Origin of the sequence: Tardiphaga sp. (assembly GCF_041424195.1) — a bacterium.
In the GTDB taxonomy this organism is placed as follows: Bacteria; Pseudomonadota; Alphaproteobacteria; order Rhizobiales; family Xanthobacteraceae; genus Tardiphaga.
Map to the genome: position 1 here is coordinate 1 of NZ_JBGMOE010000041.1, position 16,002 is coordinate 16,002.

Below are 16,002 nucleotides of genomic sequence, written 5' to 3' on the forward strand. Positions count from 1 at the left end.
GTCATGACGACTGAGAGCGTTACGCAAGATCGTAGGATGGGCAGAGAGCAGGCGCATCGCGCCGGAGCGAAACCCATCAACTGCAGACGAAGAAAGCGATGGATTTCGCGAAGACACTCACCCCATCCTGCGCGATCACAACAACCCGCCCCTACTCCGCCGCGATTTGCCGCGGCGCCGGCGGCGGATTGGCGAGGTCCTTGGCGAGTTCGGCATAGCGTGCCTTCGCCGCCACGACCGAGGCTTCCTTCACCGGGCCGTAGCCGCGGATGCTGTCCGGCAGCGAGAGAAGCTGCACGGCCGTATCCACCGTGAGCGGCGACAGCAGGTTCAGCACCGTGGCAACGTCCCTCTCATAGCCGGCGATCAGGTCGCGCTCCAGCTTGCGATCGGCACTGTAGCCGAACACATCCAGCGGCGTGCCGCGCAAGATGCGCAGCTTCGCCAGAATGCGAAACAACGGCAGCATCCAGGCGCCAAAGGCGCGCTTCTTCGGCCGCCCCGACGCATCGATGCCGGGCAGCATCGGCGGCGCGAGATTGAAGCTGATCTTGACGTCGCCCTCGAACTGATCGCGCAGCTGCTTCTCGAACTTGCCGTCGGTATAGAGCCGCGCAACCTCGTATTCATCCTTGTAGGCGAGCAGCTTGGCATAATTGATCGCCACCGCGCGTGGCAGTTCATCATCGTAGCCGCCGCGCATGGCGGCTTCGCGCACCATATCGACCATCGCCTGATAGCGTTCGGCGAGCTTGGCACTCTGATAGTCCGTGAGCAGTCCGCTGCGATGGGCGACGATCTCATCGAGGCTCATCTCATCCAGTGTCTTCGGCGCGATGGTCTCATCGGCGCCCTTGAGCATGTCGGCGAGCCGTGCCGGATCGGCGGCCGCAAGACGGCCAAGCTGGAACGCCAGCATGTTCATCTTGATCGACACACCGTTGAGTTCGATGGCCTGTTCGATGGATGCCGCCTGCAGCGGAAGCAGCCCCTGCTGATAGGCGAAGCCCATCATCATCATGTTGGTGGCGATGGAATCGCCAAGCAGCGCCTCCGCCGCCTTGGTGAAATCGAGGAACGTCGATTCCTTGCGCAGCGACATTTCCAGCACGTTGTTGACCTTGCGGGACTGGAAATTGAAGTCGCGGTTGCGCACGAAATCCGCAATCGGAATGAGATGGGTATTGACGATGCCAGTGGTGCGCGAGCTCTCGCAGAGCGAGATCGTTTCCTTGGCGATGGCCACTACTTCATCGGCCGCGATCAGGACATCCGCCGTGCCGGTGACGATGCGCGAGCAGGTGACGTCGCCGGTGTCGTTGGCGAGACGAACATGGCTGAGCACCGCGCCGCCCTTTTGAGCGAGGCCGGACATGTCGAGGATCATCGAGGCCTTGCCCTCGATATGCGCCGCCATGCCGAGCAGCGCGCCGATCGTCAGCACACCCGTGCCGCCGACGCCGCCGACGGCGATGTTATAGGGCTTGTCGAGCGTCGGCCGTGTGGCCGGTTCGGGCAACGCGCCGATCGTGCCGAGTTCGACCGGCGCCTTACGCTTCAGCTTGCCGCCATCGACCGTGACGAAGGACGGGCAGAAGCCCTTGAGGCACGAATAGTCCTTGTTGCAGGAGGACTGATTGATGGTGCGCTTGCGGCCCAATGGAGTTTCCAGCGGTTCCACCGAAATGCAGTTCGACTGCACCGAGCAGTCGCCGCAGCCTTCGCAAACTGCAGGATTGATGATGACACGGCGCTGCGGATCTTCGAGAATGCCTTTCTTGCGACGGCGGCGCTTTTCGGCCGCACAGGTCTGCACGAAGACGATGGCCGAGCAGCCCGGCACCTCGCGGCACGCCTTCATCACGCGGTCGAGTTCGTCGCGATGCGCCAGCTTGGTACCCGGCGCGATGGTGCTCGCCGGATAGAGATCGGGATTTTCCGAGACGAGATAGATCTCGCGGATGCCTTCGCTGTGCAGCTGGAACGTAATCTGCTGCGGCGACAGATCGCCATCGTGTTTCTGCCCGCCGGTCATGGCGACGGCGTCGTTATAGAGAATCTTGTAGGTGATGTTCGCCTTGGAGGCGATCGACTGGCGGATCGCCAGCGAGCCGGAATGGAAGTATGTGCCGTCGCCGAGATTGGCGAAGATATGCTTCTCCTTGGTGAAGGGCGCGATGCCGGTCCATGGCACGCCCTCGCCGCCCATATGGGTGAAGGTCTCGGTGGAGCGATCCATCCACAGCGACATGAAGTGGCAGCCGATCCCGGCCAGCGCGCGCGAGCCCTCGGGCACCTTGGTCGAGGTATTGTGCGGGCAGCCCGAACAGAAATACGGCGTGCGCGTGATCGGCACCACATTCTGGACCTGCGAGGCTTCACGTCCGTGAAACCAGTCGGCCTTGGCGCGCAGCAGTGCGGCGATCTCGGGATCAATCTCCATCGCCAGCAGGCGATCCACCAGCGAGGTCGCGACCTTGGCAACGCTCAGCTCTTCGGCGAATGGCAGGAAGCGATGATCGTGGGAATCCATCTTGCCGACGATGCGCGGACGCACATCGTCGCGCCAGTTGAACAGCTCCTGCTTGACCTGGTTCTCGACAATCTCGCGGCGCTCTTCGACGATGAAGATCTCCTCGAGACCGACCGCGAATTTGCGCACGCCTTCCGGCTCCAGCGGCCACGGCATGCCGATCTTGTAGAGGCGCAGACCAATCTTTGCGGCAACCTCCTCGGTGATGCCGAGCTCACGCAGCGCCTGCCGTACGTCCTCATAGCTCTTGCCGGACGCCATGATGCCGAAGCGCGCATTCGGCGAGTCCATGGTGACGCGATTGATGTTGTTGGCGCGGGCAAAGGCGATGGCAGCAAAGCCCTTGTAGTCCTGCAGGCGGCGATCCTGCACGTAACGATCGTCCGGCCAGCGCAGGTTCAGACCGTCCGGCGGCATTTCGAAGTCGGTCGGGATATTGAACGGCGTCATCTCGTCGTTGAGGTTGATCTCCGCCGTGGTTTCCACGGTCTCGGTGATCACCTTCATGCCGACCCAGCAGCCGGAATAGCGCGACATGGCAATGCCGAGCAGGCCCATCTCGATCATCTCGTGGATCGACGATGGATAGAGATACGGCATCAGCGCCGAGATGAAGGCGTGGTCCGACTGATGCGGAACCGTCGAGGATTTGGCGCCGTGATCATCGCCAGCGAGGCACAGAACGCCACCGAATTTCGCGGAACCTGCGGCATTGCCGTGGCGAAAGACGTCGCCGCAGCGATCGACACCCGGGCCCTTGCCGTACCAGATGCCGACGACGCCATCATATTCGGCGCCCGGCGAGAGATTGAGTTGCTGGGTACCCCAGATCGCGGTGGCCGCGAGGTCTTCGTTGACGCCGGGCTGGAATTTGACTCCGTATTGATCGAGATGTTTGCGGGCCGCCATCAGCTGCTGGTCGTAGCCGCCGAGCGGTGAGCCGCGATAGCCGGTGACGAAGGCTGCGGTGTTGAGGCCCGCCGCACGGTCCCTGCGGACCTGCGCCATGGGCAGTCGCACAAGGGCCTGGATGCCGGTCAGGAAGATGTGGCCGGAGCCCTGGGTGTATTTCTGATCGAGACTGATCGCGCCTTGATTGATTCCCATTCCCGCCCTCGTCACTGCCGCCCCCTGGCTATCGCCCGGGATCGTGCCGTCCGGCCTGCTGGCCCTGTTTATTTGGGGTCATTCGACTCCCTTAGAAACAGTCTATGTTGGATTTTGAACGGGGCGCACCACAATTCTGGGCAATGGTGCCCCGCGTCCAAAGAACGCAACTTCATGATGAGAGGAGGCCAGGTGTCTGGCACGTTGTGTCGTGGCGAAGGCCGCTGGCGCAAGGAGATAAGCGTGTGCAGTGCAACAGATTGCGGCCGCCGGGATGGAGCAGGCATCATCCCAAGCACGAATGAGGGTGTGGGCTCATAAGCCCGTATCCAGAGACGGATCGAAGCAAGCCTGATGAAGGCAAGGCAATTGGCGAGCGTGTCATAGCGGATGGCACGATGTCGGCTTCGCCTGATCCTGCTGAAGAACCGCTCGACCAGGTTCCAGATTGCGCTGCCCCAGATACCAGCGTGCCCGACAGACAGTTTCGCGGCGCATTCCGCTATCATTCGAACACATGAAGACGTCGCCAACGCATAGTGGTTAGCACATTCTGTCGTTCAGCTCCGGGGACGCATCCTCATGCCCAACATAGACGCGTACAGCGAGAGCTATCGCGCGAGCCACCAGTCGGCGGATATCGTTGCCGACTATATCGACACCTTCGAGGTGGGCTATTGCGCGGCGTTGTGGCGAAAAATCGAACAGCCCCTGCTCGAAAACATTCTGCGCCCGCTTGGAGGGCCGGAGCGAACAAGCCTCGATTTCGCCTGCGGAACCGGACGCATTGCCAAGGTCGCAGCATTGTTCTTCGGCTCGGTGGTCGGAGTCGATGTGTCGGAAGCCATGCTCTTGGCAGCGACAGTCCCCGACAACGTGACACTGCTATGCATCGATATCACGAACGCCCCTGGCCAACAGATATTCGACGTCGCCACCGCGTTTCGGTTTTTCCTGAATGCAGAGGACGCGCTTAGGCGCGACGCCTTGCGGGCAATCTATCGGCACCTCCGCAAGGACGGCGTGTTGGTGTGCAATATCCAACTGAATGCAACGTCGCCGATCGGGATGCTCAGTCGTATCCTGAACCGGGCATATCCGGCAAAGCCTCGAAACACCCTGACTTTGGATCAATTTTCAAGAGTGCTGTCCGATGAGGGATTTGAGGTAGTTGAGAGCACATATTACGGCTATCTCCCGCGACCGGGCCGTTTCTTTCCGCGCCTCTGTGAAGTGCTGATCGAACCATTCGAAAAGATATGCCGGAGCCTCAAGGTCCCGGGATTTCTCGCGGAGAATTTTCTTGTTGTGTCGCGAAAGGTCTAGGCCGAAAGCGCATGTGGACGCCGTTGTTTGGGTCCGGGCAGAATCTCCGTTTATGCGTTCACCGTGTCGTCGGGGAATATCTCGCCGATGATCTTCATCAGGTCGGCTTCGCGAAACGGCTTGCGCAGATAGGCGCGGAAACGCCCTGCGCGGTCGCGGACCACATGCTCCAGCAACGAGGTCATGACCACCACCGGAATGAGGCGAAGGCGCTCCTCCTGCCCCATTGCCGCAATCAGGCCCGCCCCATCGACAAACGGCATCATGAAATCGGTGAGGACAAGATCGGGTGTGTCCCGATGCAGAATGTCGAGCGCCTCGCGGCCATTGCCGGCCACGAGAACATTGAAGGCGTTCTCGCTCAACAGGACTTCGAGCCAGTCGGCGATCGCCCATTCGTCCTCGACAATCAGGACAGTTCGCACCGTTATTCTCCAGTCAACTTGAGATCCGTCGATGGAGTTGGTGCAGGTCCCTGACTTGAGATGTCCCTGAGGATGCGCTCCGCGCTGTGGAAATCGGCATCGAGAACAATGCCGCCGTCAATGATTTCAAAGCGGCGCATGCGCATATCGGTCCGGCGGTCGCGCGATTTCAGAATGGTCATCAGTCGATGGTTTTCCGAGCGCAGGGCTGCGAGATGCAGCGCGATGATGTTCTCGGCGACCGCCGATAGACCGGTCTGGTTGACGCCCTTGAGCGGCTGCCCGGGTGTCATGCCAGCGTGATCGGTTTCTGCCGTCGCCAGCGTGGTAACACCGAGTGCGCGCAACTCGTTGCACAGCGCCGACAAAAAAGACCCGATGCGGGCCTTCTCATCGGTGAGTTTCGAGAAGCCCTCGATGCCGTCGATCACCAGGCGCCGAATCCCGTTCTGCCTGATGGTCGAGAGCAGCTCGGTGGCGACCTCGTCGAGCACGGCTTCGGTCTGCGGGCGCCACATGAGGGTGACCTTGTCGCCGCGCGATTTCAGCGGCAGCTTGAGGCTGTCGGCCTTGATCCGCAGCGCCATCGGGTTCTCGTGAAACCCGAACAGCATCGCCGGTTCATGGGCGGAACCGCCGGTCAGGAACTGCAGACCGGCCGTGGTCTTGCCCGAGCCCGACGGGCCGAGCACCACAGTCACCGAATGCGTATCGACGCCGCCGCCAAGCATCCTGTCGACGCCGCCGATGCCGACGGAGACCATCGGACCGTCGGCGCTGTCCCACACGCTCGGCGTTTCCAATAGCGCCTCGATGCGCGGATAGATGCTGTGACCATGCTCGGTGATGCGATAGGAATGCTTGCCTCCCATGAACCAGCTGCCACGCAGTTTGTGGACCTGGAGCGAACGCTCGGCGCGGCGGCCATGTAGCGCCGACTGCAGCTCGATGAGACCGTCCACCATCGTATGCTCCGGCGGATGCGCATCGGCGTCGAAGGCGCTGGTCAGCAGGAACATGGTGCAATTGCTGAAGGCAGCCTGGGTCTGCAATTCGTGGATGAATTTCTTCAGCTCGAGTTCGGAGCGCGCCTTCTCATGCACGGTGATGAGGCCATCGAGCACCAGAATGCTGGCGTTCCGGGTACGGACCTCGCGGCGGACCACATCGAGCAGCCCGCGCAGCCCGTCGTCTTCCAGCGTCTTGAAGGCGCCAACATAGGACATGCGATCCGGGATCGCCGCTTCATCGAAGAAGGTCAGCCGCCGCATATGCCCGATCATGCGGGCATGGCTCTCCGCAAGCAGCGTGATGTAAAGCGCGTTACGCCCCTGCGCAGCCTGCGCAAAACAGATCTGGTTGCCCAGAATCGTCTTTCCGGCGCCCGGGGCGCCCTGAATGATGTAAATGCCGCCGTCGAAAACGCCCCCGCCCAGGATCGCGTCGAGACCCGGTACGCCGGTTGCAAACCGGCCGCTGTCGCCACTCATTCAGAAACTGCCCCTAAGCTGTCACCCATGACGGTGAGATGCTGAAACGCAGGAGCAGGCAATGAGTTCCAAAGCTTTCTTAGAAATATTTCGAAACGCAGCCAATGCGCAAGGCAGCCTCCCGCAAATGGCAGCCCCGAAACGGAACATCGGCCTTTACGCGCCATTGGTGTCCGGTCACCCTGACGGTGTCAGGCAAGGAGGACTGAAATGAACCAGAACTTACATAACTGGACGTCGCGGCCTGAGCTTGCTGGCAGCCATATGACGCCGAAGAATGACGGCGCCTACCATCCGGACTGTGGTGAAAAGCATGATCACAAGCCGACCAAGGCTATCATTGGCGTAGGCCTGTTCGTGGTGCTTAGTTTTCTGCTCTACGAATTCAACGGCAAGCCGTCGGGCGCGCATACATCGACGGCGCAGTATCAGAGCTTCGCGGCCAACCGCTAGGCTTCGGCGACTTCGCTTTCAGTCTCGCGGGCAACCACCCGGAACTGGAAGCCGTGCAGACCGATGGTCGGCATGATGCCGAAATGATCCGCGCTGAACACCCTGACGCGGTGCTCGGGTTCACTATTCGCCATAGTCGCTGGAATATCGCGAATCTGCTGATGGGCCTTGCGCGTGTGACGCTTGTTGCCCCAGCGCAATGCACGTTCGATCAATGGCTCCGGCTGCGTCGCGAGCACACGCGCCATACGCCAGAACGTTTGCACCAGCTTCGTGTAAGAAAGCTCTTCAAGACCGGCGACACTGATGTCAGCAGGAATGGGGAATGTCTCGACATCCACAATGGGTCCGGCATCGACACGTGCAATCATGCGATGGACCGTACAGCCGAAGTCGGTGGCGTGATCGCTAAGCGCAAAATGCGCCGAAGCGCTGCCGGGATATTGCGGCGGCCCGGGATGGAAATTGTAAGCGCCAAAGCCGAGCTGATCGAGGATCGCACCCGGGACGATCACGCCGGTGGTGAACGAGATCAGCCGCGCGCGGCGCAGCCAGTCTGGCTCGATCGCCGCCAGATCCTCGGCAGTGAAAATAGGGAGCACAGTCAGGCCGGGATTGTGACCACGGAGCAGCGTCGTAAAGACCGAGTGCTCAGCGGGGCCCGTAAGGAGGATAATCGTATCGAACATTCGGGCGCCACACTCTTCCGGGAATCAAAAATCACCACAGACTCGCAGTCAGGCCTTAACAACTGATGAGCAGACACCGATCGCGCTGCATTGCCGCATGGGACCCAGCTCTGCTTGGGCACAATTTCAGGAACATGCCCCTCATCTGACGGTTGTCTTGCCGCACAGGAGGCCTCGACATGGCGAACATCCCCAACCCCAACGACCCGTATCGTCCGAATCCCGCCGATGACATCCGTAATCCTGCGCGGCTCGATAACGAGTTGCAGGCCGATCCCGAACTCGCAGAAGGGCCAGCGAGCGGCAGCCGCATGGCCCTCTATGCACTTGGCGTCGTTGTCCTGCTCGGCGCCGTATTCTACGGCCTGAACAATACATCGATGAATCCCAGCGACACGACGAAGAGCGCATCCCAATCCGCGCCGGCGACGCAGGATAGCGCACCGAAGGCGCCAGCACCGACCAACAACATCGCGGATTCCTATTCGAAGCCACCAGTGGCTCCCGGCGTGCGCGACGTGACCCCGACCAACAACCAGCCGGGCGTCACCACCGGTGCGGCACCTGCGCGACCGCAGGCCCCGCAATCGGCTCCGACCGGCACCGAGATCGACAGCTCGAAGGGCGGCGCGCCGAAGTAACGGCGCGATCGGGCAGACGAAGCCGCGGACGGCAATGTCCGTGGCTTTGTCGCGCGTGGGCTATGCGCTCACCTGACGCAGGAAAGTGCGCTCCTCCGCGAGGATGAACTGGTGCTCCTCGGCCGACGCGAAATTCGCGGCGCCGTCGGCGTCACTGCGCAGTCTGGTGCGATAGGCCTCATAGGCTGCCAGGCTCGGGAAAGAGATCAGGCCGAACGCGATGTTGTTCGTTCCTTCATGGGGCATCCAATAGCCCTGCAGATCACCACCGCATTTGGGAATGATCGTCAGCCAGCGCTTGGCATAGGCTTCGAACAATGCGCTTTTGAACGGATCGATCTGATAGCGAATGAAGACAGTGATCGTCATGACGGCTCCCTCTGCAGATGGTGAAAGTAGCCGCTTGATCGACCGCAACAGTTCGATTAACGTCGAAGTATGAAAGCAGGCCCGGACATCGCCATGGTCGCTGCACTTGTTGGCGATCCTGCACGCGCCAATATGCTGACGGCACTGATGACAGGCCGCGCGCTGACTGCGAGCGAGCTCGCCCAGGAAGCCGGGATTACGGCGCCGACCGCGAGTTCACACCTCTCCAAACTCGAAGCCGGTGGCCTGATCGAGCCGGAGAAACAGGGGCGCCATCGCTATTATCGCCTCACCGGCCCCGACGTCGCCGGTGTGCTGGAAGGCCTGGCCGGTCTGGCAGCCCGTGCGGGCCATCTCCGCATCCGCACCGGGCCAAAGGAACCGGCATTGCGTCGCGCACGGATTTGCTACGACCATCTCGCCGGCGATCTCGGCGTGCAGATGCTCGACAGCATGCGGGCCCGGAAGCTGATCCGGCAGACCAAGCAGACTATCGAACTCACGACCCAGGGCGGCCGGTTCGTTGCTGAAGAATTGAGGATAGATCCCGCAACGCTGGCGCATCCACGTCGGCCGGTCTGCAAGGCCTGCCTCGACTGGAGCGAGCGGCGCCACCATCTGGCTGGGACACTCGGCGCTGCCATCATGACGTCATTTGCTGTCATGAAATGGGCCGCCAGAGACCCCTCGCCCGGCAGCCGCGTGGTGCATTTTACCCGCAATGGCGAGAAGCGGTTCGAGGCACTATTCGGCAACGCCATCCGCGAAACGTGAAGTCTGCGGCTTACCTTCGCCGCAATGCAGCCTGAAACCCGCCGAACCTTCTTTCTCCCGGAGCTGTCCCGATGAACCGCCTGCTGCTTGCTGCGCTGATTGCCACATTACCGCTCACCACCTCGCAGGCGGCCGAGCCTCCCGCGACGCGCGAGCCCTATGGCATCGGTCTCGAAGGTTTCCCCTATCCCTACCCCGTCAATATGCTCCCGCTAGTCAATGACGGCGAGCAGCTGCGCATGGCCTATATGGACGTGCCATCGACCAAGCCCAACGGCCGTACTGTCGTGCTGCTGCACGGCCGTAACTTCCCGTCGAGCTACTGGGCGCCGGTGATCGGCACGTTGAACGATGCAGGTTACCGCGTCGTGGTCCCAGATCAGATCGGCTTCGGCAAATCATCGAAGCCATCGGGCGATCTGCATTTCGACAACCTCGCCCGCAACACCGTTGCGCTGATGGATCACCTTGGAATATCCAAATTCGACATCGTGGCGCATTCGCTCGGCGGCATGTTGAGCGTACGCATTGCCCGCGCCTATCCCGATCGCATCGATCACCTGCTGCTTGCGGCGCCGATCGGACTTGAGGACTATCGGCTCTATGTGCCACCGACACCAACCGAGAAGATTCTGGAGAACGAAGACAAGCTGACGGCGGAAGGTTACCGGAAGCAGCTCGAGGTGAATTATTCGCTGAAGATGCAGCCCGACCAGGTAACGCCATTCATCGACGCACGTTTCAACATCAAGGGGTCGGCGGAATATCCGCGTTGGCTGCGCGCCTTCGTCAGCTCGGCGCAGCTCATCTATCGCGAGCCCGTGGTCCACGAAATTCCGCTGATCGCACTGCCGACCCTGTTCATCATGGGGGCCGACGATCACAACGCGCCGGGCAAGCCGAATGCGCCGGAAGCGTTGCGGCCCAAGATGGGCCAGAACGCCGATCTCGCCAAGGCGCTGGCGGCGAAGATGCCGAACGCGAAGGCGGAAGTGCTTCCGGATGCGGGCCACATCGTGTTTCTCGATGCACCGGCCAAATTCAACGAGCTGATGCTGGCATTTCTCGCGGCGAAGTAGCAGCCGCCGCGCCCTGCTACGCACATGCACCGGAACATTCATGCTGCATTCAGATCGAATCGGCTTAACTCAGACTGCGTAACGCCGATCCCCTGCAACTTTCTTGCCCCGCAAGAGTTCTGCACCGGGTGATGCGATGCCATCATTCTCTGCGCCGCATCGCGGCACCATCGAGGGAGAAAACTCATGAAGAAGATCTTTGCTGCGGCCCTGTTCGCCGTCAGCGTCGGCGGCCTTGGTGCCGCCAATGCAATGCCGCTGGCGCCGCTCAGCGCAGCCGATACGGCAGGCGTGATCAAGGTCGCCCAGGGCTGCGGCCCCGGCTATGCCCGCGGTCCCTATGGCGGTTGCCGCCCGATGTTCCGCGGCCCGCCGCCCCGCGCCCGCTACTGCCCGCCCGGCTTCTTCCGTAATCCCTACGGCCGCTGCATCCGCCGCTGGTGATCGCTGCACAATCCTGACGACGAAAACCCCGCCAATGGCGGGGTTTTTTGCTTCGCGGCGATTGGTTACAGCCGTCACAGGAAGATGACAGAATGGCGTTTCGCTGTTTTGGAGATCGTCATGTCGCGCGCGTTGCGTTGTCTCATTCTTGCCGGGCTGCTCGGCCTCTCATCGCTGACGACCGGCCGCGCCGAGATCATTCCCGTAACCGAGCCACAGTTGGGTCCGCGGCCGTTCTATCTTGTCGACAAGATGAAGGACGGTCCGCTGAAGGCAAGGCTGAGCACCTGCACCGGACCGTTTCGCAAGAGCGATTTCTCCATCGCCCATCGCGGCGCGCCGCTGCAATTCCCCGAGCACAGCCGCGAATCTTACCTGGCCGCCGCGCGCATGGGTGCCGGCGTGATCGAATGCGACGTGACCTTCACCAAAGACCGTCAGTTAGTCTGCCGGCATTCGCAATGCGACCTGCACACGACAACGAACATCCTGTCGGTGCCGTCGCTCGCAGCAAAGTGCACGCAACCTTTCAGCCCTGCCGATCCCGCCACCGGCAGGAAAGCAGCTGCGAAATGCTGTACCAGTGACATCACCCTGGCGGAGTTCAAAACGCTGACGGCGAAGATGGATGCCGCCAACACGTCTGCCACCACCGTCGCGGACTACCAGAACGGTACGCCGCGCTGGCGCACCGACCTCTATGCGAGCTCGGGCACGCTGATGACCCATGCGGAGAGCATCGCACTGATCAAAAGCCTCGGCGCCAGGTTCACCCCCGAGCTGAAGGCGCCCGAAGTGCCGATGCCCTTCGATGGCGATTACACTCAGGAAAAATACGCCACCCAGATGCTCGACGAGTATCGCACCGCCGGCATTCCACCGGGCGATGTCTTTGCGCAGAGCTTCGATCTGAACGACATCAAGTTCTGGATCCGCACCGCGCCGGAATTTGCCGCGCAAGCCGTCTATCTCGATGGACGCTATGAAATATCGGGCTTCGATCACATGCGGCCGGAAACCTGGAAGCCGTCAATGCCGGAGCTGAAAGCCGCCGGCGTGAAAATCCTCGCCCCTCCGATCTACATGCTGCTGACGCTCGATGGCAGCGGCCGGATCGTGCCCTCACCATATGCCAAGGCAGCGCGAGACGCCGGCCTCGACCTGATCACCTGGTCGCTGGAGCGCGACGGACCGCTGGCCAACGGCGGCGGCTTCTTCCACCGCTCCATCAAACCCGCCATCGACCGCGATGGCGATACGCTGACGGTGCTCGATGTACTGGCGAAGGACGTCGGCGTGCGCGGTGTATTTTCCGACTGGCCGGCGACCACGACGTTCTATGCCAGCTGCATGGGGCTGCGCTGATCAGGCGCTATTTGGGTTCGCTGTCAAAGATGAATTTCGGCATTTCCAGCTTCAGCCGGATCGCCAGCAGGCGGAACACCAGTCCGGTCACAGCCGCAGCCAGCGTCACCAGATCGGGACTGAAACCATATTTGATGCCGCCGATATACAGCAGGCCTGTGACGATCGAGACGCTGGCATAGAGTTCGCTGCGAAACAGTAGCGGTATATCATTGCACAACACGTCGCGGAGCACGCCACCGACGCAGCCGGTGATCATCCCGGCCACCACCACGATCAGCAACGGCTGATCCATGGCGAGGGCGATGTTGCAGCCCATGATCGTGAAGACCACAAGGCCGATAGCATCGAGCACCAGAAACAGCGCATGAAAGCGATGCACAAAGCGCGCAAGCCCGATGGTCACCAGCGCCGCACCGCCGGTGAGCAGCAGCAGATATGGGCTCTTCACCCACCACAGCGGATAATGCCCGAGCAGCATGTCGCGCACCGAACCACCGCCAAGTGCCGTGATACAGCCGAGCATGGCGACGCCCAGCCAGTCCATATTGCGCCGCCCGGCAGCTAGCGCAGCCGTCATCGCCTCGGCAACGAGCGCGATCATGGCGAGGGGGAACAGCAGGGCTTCGGTATGGGGCATGGGACTCGTCGGCAGCGGATGGCGGCGACCTGTAACACAAATCCATGCATGCGGTGTCCGGGGGCGGACAAATCCCTGCCATTTTCCTGAGCCTCCATCACAACCTCACGGCAGGAGGTGTCATGACCTGTCTGTTTCTCGCCCTCCCCGTTCTACTCTTGGCTGGCGCGGCCATGGCGGAGGACGCGCGGCTGTCGATGCCCTATTACGGCAGCGCCACCATGAATGCCGATGAGAGCCTGGTGCTGCATTTCACCCGCACGGTGGACGGCAAGCCGGCTAACGGCTCGCAGACCTTTGCCCCCGGCGATCGCAGCTACGACAACGTGCGTCGCCACCTGAGCGGCATTGAGCCCGGCCAGACCAAGCCGCTGACGCCCTGGAGAGACTGAGCGTCAGCACAAACGGACTTGCCCTACCAGTAGCGGCGGCGCCAGTAACGACGACGCCAGTAGCGGCGTCGGGCGCCCCAGCGGCGACGGCGCCAACCCCAATGCCTGTGGCGCCACCCCCAATGCCGTCGCCGCCAGCCGCGATGCCAGCGCACCTGTTCCGGCTGCAGGCGATCGACGTCGTCCTGCGACGCCACCGCAGGCTGCGGTTCGTTGTCCGGTTTGTGATGATCCAGTGGATTGGTCGGCAGCAGCGGCGCGGCCTGGGCCTGCGTCACAGCCTGTGCGGCGAGCCCCGCGCCTGCGGCGAAGCCGAAAGCCAGTTTCAGAAAATGACGGCGTTCCATCGCAATCTCTCCCTGATATCGTGAGGAGATCAGGGTCGGCTCAGCGGCATGAATGGAAACTGAATGTGCGCGGCAACTCGCATATTTCGACGTTGAGACTACCGAAAGCCGGCGGCCAGCCCGACCACCTGGCCATCGAGCCCGTTGAAGCCGTGATATCCCCGCGCCTCGCACGGATCGCCTTCATTGCGGCCACCGCTCAGCCACGCCACGCGGGCGCGCCCCGCCGACCATTTCACGAAGGGATCGACACCGGCCGGCGCGGTAAACTTGCAGCCGTCATTGCGATGATGAATGACCAGCGTGCGCGGCAGCGCCGAGGGCGAACCGATGATCGACATCACATTGCTGCCACCGCCCGATTCCCCGCTGAGAAAACCCGAGGTGAGTACCAGTGCATCCGGCCGCGCACCGTGCGCAATCCCCTCGGCGGCACGCTGCGTGCCGCGACTGGTCGCGACCACCGTGACCGGCCGCTTAATCCCAGCCATATATTGCACGGCGCTGGACAGATCGGTCCCAGCATCGACCACCAGCACCGCCAGACCCCGCGCCGCATAGGCGCTGCGGGTTCGCACGAGCTGATTGCCCTTCAGTCCGTTGATCTCGCCATGATCGCCGGGACTGATGGCTCCGCTGCCGCCCGGCATCAGGATCACACTCGCGCGCGGAGATGCGGGCTTGATGAGCACGGCGCGGGAGCCGGCAATCGTGACGGTTTCGTCGGCAAACGCCGCACTGCAGGCCACGCCGATCAGCGTCATGGTGGCGATGATGCGGCCGATCCAGATACATAACTTCGTCATGCGTAGCTTCGCCTGTTTTCTGCCATGGGCAACTATTGCTGCTTCCGATGAGGCCCGATGGCAAGCGATGGATACGTTTCGCTCCGCATTCCGAAAGATGCAAACGTTTCGCGGAAACGGATTAAGCCGATGGCGGCGTAAGGGTGCCTGCAGCCCGCATGAGCGAAGCGGCATGCTGGGACCATGTCGGACAACGTCCTCCCGGATTTCGCTGCGCTCATCCGGGCTAAGATTGTTCGACTATTTCCCCCGCATCGCCGCCATTACCCTAGGCACGAGCGATGACGCAACTGCGGCGTGGCCGCTGGCGTTGAAATGCTGGCCATCGGGATCGCGGGTGCTTGCTGGCGCCGTCATGCCGGTCACAATCACCTTGATATGGCGCGCCGCCAGTTGTTGCTGGATGGCAGCTATATTGCCGGCGCGGCTGGCGCCCTCGCCGCGTCGCGCGTCATTTCCGCCAGGCTGGAGAATGACAATTTGCGTTCCGTCCGGCACGGCCGAATTGAGCCGCTGCAACATGCCGCCGGTCGTATCGCCAGGAATTCCGGCATTTGCGACATGGGCATCGACTCCGCGCGCCCGAAGCATCGCCTCAAGCTGGGCTGGAAAGGCTTGCGACGGTTCGACACCGCCATTGGTCCTGCCGCGGCCATGACCATAAGTGTTGCTGGCGCCGAGCGCTACGATGTGGACGGACGCGGCCTGAACGGCGACGGAAGGCAGCATGAACGCAACAAGACAAACAGCGGCTCGTGTTATCTGCATGTGAGCTCCCTCCAGCGTGACGCCGCTACAACGGCATATTGTCGTGCTTCTTCATCGGTACTTCCAGATGCTTGTCCTTCAGCATCGCCAGCGCGCGGGCGATGCGCTTGCGAGTGGAGTGCGGCATGATCACGTCGTCGATATAGCCGCGCTCGGCGGCGACGAAGGGCGACAGGAAGCGGTCTTCATATTCCTTGGTGCGCGCGGCGATCTTGTCGGCGTCGCCGATGTCCTGCCGGAAGATGATTTCCACCGCGCCCTTGGCGCCCATCACGGCGATCTGCGCCGTCGGCCAGGCATAATTCATGTCGGCGCCGATTTCCTTCGAGGCCATCACGTCGAACGCGCCGCCAT

The 16,002-nt window shown here is 61.9% G+C and carries 18 protein-coding genes and 1 pseudogene; 8 read left to right on the top strand and 11 right to left on the bottom strand.

The genetic code is table 11. From position 1 onward, the window contains the following. Positions 1-151 precede the first annotated feature (151 nt). The gene (locus ACEK02_RS05975; protein WP_371420884.1) at positions 152-3,640 is read right to left on the bottom strand and encodes an indolepyruvate ferredoxin oxidoreductase family protein; all 3,489 of its coding nucleotides are present in this window, start codon (positions 3,638-3,640) and stop codon (positions 152-154) included. Between the two features lie 308 nt (positions 3,641-3,948). Further along, positions 3,949-4,083: pseudogene (locus ACEK02_RS05980) on the bottom strand (IS5/IS1182 family transposase); the annotation flags it as partial. 139 nt (positions 4,084-4,222) lie between these two features. Here ACEK02_RS05980 and ACEK02_RS05985 point away from each other — a divergent pair. Beyond that, on the top strand, positions 4,223-4,966 hold the full coding sequence (locus tag ACEK02_RS05985; protein ID WP_371420885.1) for a class I SAM-dependent methyltransferase: 744 nt from the start codon (positions 4,223-4,225) through the stop codon (positions 4,964-4,966). 50 nt (positions 4,967-5,016) lie between these two features. Here ACEK02_RS05985 and ACEK02_RS05990 read toward each other — a convergent pair whose 3' ends face one another. Next, entirely contained in the window at positions 5,017-5,391 is a 375-nt protein-coding gene (locus ACEK02_RS05990; RefSeq protein WP_371420886.1) for a response regulator, read from the bottom strand. Positions 5,392-5,393: 2 nt separating this feature from the next. Then, positions 5,394-6,881, bottom strand: coding sequence for an RAD55 family ATPase (locus ACEK02_RS05995; RefSeq protein ID WP_371420887.1), 1,488 nt, complete (start codon positions 6,879-6,881; stop codon positions 5,394-5,396). Positions 6,882-7,091: 210 nt separating this feature from the next. Here ACEK02_RS05995 and ACEK02_RS06000 point away from each other — a divergent pair, with 210 nt between their 5' ends. Next, positions 7,092-7,334 carry a hypothetical protein gene (locus tag ACEK02_RS06000; RefSeq protein WP_371420888.1) on the top strand — a complete coding sequence of 81 codons (243 nt, stop codon included), beginning with the start codon at positions 7,092-7,094 and terminating at the stop codon, positions 7,332-7,334. Here ACEK02_RS06000 and ACEK02_RS06005 read toward each other — a convergent pair. Then, positions 7,331-8,023, bottom strand: a complete 693-nt coding sequence (locus ACEK02_RS06005) for a formyltransferase family protein (RefSeq protein WP_371420889.1) — start codon at positions 8,021-8,023, stop codon at positions 7,331-7,333. The genes ACEK02_RS06000 and ACEK02_RS06005 overlap by 4 nt on opposite strands. 179 nt (positions 8,024-8,202) lie before the next feature. On the opposite strand from ACEK02_RS06005, the gene ACEK02_RS06010 reads away from it, so the two are divergent. Further along, positions 8,203-8,664: a hypothetical protein gene (locus ACEK02_RS06010; protein WP_371420890.1), complete on the top strand. Its 462-nt coding sequence runs from the start codon at positions 8,203-8,205 to the stop codon at positions 8,662-8,664. 60 nt (positions 8,665-8,724) lie between these two features. Here the strand turns inward: ACEK02_RS06010 and ACEK02_RS06015 are convergent, their stop codons facing one another. Further along, positions 8,725-9,033: an NIPSNAP family protein gene (locus ACEK02_RS06015; RefSeq protein ID WP_371420891.1), complete on the bottom strand. Its 309-nt coding sequence runs from the start codon at positions 9,031-9,033 to the stop codon at positions 8,725-8,727. 69 nt (positions 9,034-9,102) lie between these two features. Here ACEK02_RS06015 and ACEK02_RS06020 point away from each other — a divergent pair, with 69 nt between their 5' ends. The 4 genes from ACEK02_RS06020 (at position 9,103) to ACEK02_RS06035 (ending at position 12,695) form a co-directional block, all read left to right on the top strand. Then, complete coding sequence (locus tag ACEK02_RS06020) at positions 9,103-9,807, top strand: ArsR/SmtB family transcription factor (RefSeq protein WP_371420892.1); 705 nt, start codon at positions 9,103-9,105, stop codon at positions 9,805-9,807. A gap of 71 nt (positions 9,808-9,878) precedes the next feature. After that, positions 9,879-10,886: an alpha/beta fold hydrolase gene (locus ACEK02_RS06025; protein WP_371420893.1), complete on the top strand. Its 1,008-nt coding sequence runs from the start codon at positions 9,879-9,881 to the stop codon at positions 10,884-10,886. Positions 10,887-11,072: 186 nt separating this feature from the next. Then, complete coding sequence (locus ACEK02_RS06030; protein ID WP_371420894.1) at positions 11,073-11,330, top strand: GCG_CRPN prefix-to-repeats domain-containing protein; 258 nt, start codon at positions 11,073-11,075, stop codon at positions 11,328-11,330. Between the two features lie 120 nt (positions 11,331-11,450). After that, positions 11,451-12,695 (top strand): glycerophosphodiester phosphodiesterase family protein, encoded by a 1,245-nt coding sequence (locus ACEK02_RS06035; protein WP_371420895.1) that lies wholly within the window; start codon positions 11,451-11,453, stop codon positions 12,693-12,695. Positions 12,696-12,702: 7 nt separating this feature from the next. On the opposite strand, the gene ACEK02_RS06040 is transcribed toward ACEK02_RS06035, so the two are convergent. Continuing rightward, positions 12,703-13,335 (bottom strand): trimeric intracellular cation channel family protein, encoded by a 633-nt coding sequence (locus tag ACEK02_RS06040; RefSeq protein ID WP_371420896.1) that lies wholly within the window; start codon positions 13,333-13,335, stop codon positions 12,703-12,705. 122 nt (positions 13,336-13,457) lie between these two features. On the opposite strand from ACEK02_RS06040, the gene ACEK02_RS06045 reads away from it, so the two are divergent. Next, positions 13,458-13,727 (top strand): hypothetical protein, encoded by a 270-nt coding sequence (locus ACEK02_RS06045; protein WP_371420897.1) that lies wholly within the window; start codon positions 13,458-13,460, stop codon positions 13,725-13,727. 23 nt (positions 13,728-13,750) lie between these two features. On the opposite strand, the gene ACEK02_RS06050 is transcribed toward ACEK02_RS06045, so the two are convergent. The 4 genes from ACEK02_RS06050 to ACEK02_RS06065 all read right to left on the bottom strand — a co-directional run. Next, a complete protein-coding gene (locus tag ACEK02_RS06050) occupies positions 13,751-14,074 on the bottom strand; it encodes a hypothetical protein (protein ID WP_371420898.1) in 324 nt (107 codons plus the stop codon). Positions 14,075-14,172: 98 nt separating this feature from the next. Then, on the bottom strand, positions 14,173-14,838 hold the full coding sequence (locus ACEK02_RS06055) for an alpha/beta hydrolase (protein ID WP_371420901.1): 666 nt from the start codon (positions 14,836-14,838) through the stop codon (positions 14,173-14,175). A 282-nt stretch (positions 14,839-15,120) separates the two neighbouring features. After that, positions 15,121-15,648, bottom strand: coding sequence for a GDSL-type esterase/lipase family protein (locus ACEK02_RS06060; RefSeq protein ID WP_371420899.1), 528 nt, complete (start codon positions 15,646-15,648; stop codon positions 15,121-15,123). 25 nt (positions 15,649-15,673) lie between these two features. Continuing rightward, positions 15,674-16,002: carboxyl transferase domain-containing protein (locus tag ACEK02_RS06065; protein ID WP_371420900.1), on the bottom strand; the 329-nt coding region annotated here is incomplete at its 5' end.